Origin of the sequence: Kocuria sp. CPCC 205231 (genome assembly GCF_040980965.1) — a bacterium.
In the GTDB taxonomy this organism is placed as follows: Bacteria; Actinomycetota; Actinomycetes; order Actinomycetales; family Micrococcaceae; genus Kocuria; species Kocuria rosea.
The window spans coordinates 1-500 of sequence record NZ_JAVKPP010000125.1 but is presented as its reverse complement, the minus strand read 5'-3'; the positions used below and the strand labels follow the sequence as shown (position 1 = coordinate 500).

Below are 500 nucleotides of genomic sequence, written 5' to 3'. Positions count from 1 at the left end.
CGGTCACCCCGACCCAAAGTTCGACCCGAACCCCCGTGATTTCCAATTGTTGGATGGCGGTCATGATTAGTGCGCCCCTATACGCGATGTCCTCTTTGTCGGTTCCGGCATTGAATCCCATGTCCGCAAAGATTCGCATGACCTTCCCTTTTTGTTCCGTCCGCTTTTGATTCATCATTGACTTAGGTAACCCCATCAATGCGTTAGGCACGATAGGTTGAAAGCCAACAACATCGTCAAACGTTTTGTTCCTTGGTCGAATCGGTTTTTCAATCATATCATCGACCGTTGCTTTGTACTTGTGCAATGAATTGGCACTTTTTTCGTCGCCATATTGCCGAAATTGCTCGGATTCTTTATAGTCTTTTGTTCCCGTGAATCCTTCACTTCCCGAATTCGATGAATCGTCGCGACCACTTACCCGCGGTTGCGCCAAAAGCTTTTCAAATTCTTGCATTGATTCGAATTGAACCATATCGCCGAAATGTTTTGACATGTCT

At 46.2% G+C, this 500-nt stretch carries 1 protein-coding gene; it reads right to left on the bottom strand.

Going from position 1 to position 500, the window contains the following annotated elements:
- On the bottom strand, positions 1-500 hold a 500-nt coding region (locus RF640_RS19185), incomplete at both ends, for a hypothetical protein (RefSeq protein WP_368828681.1).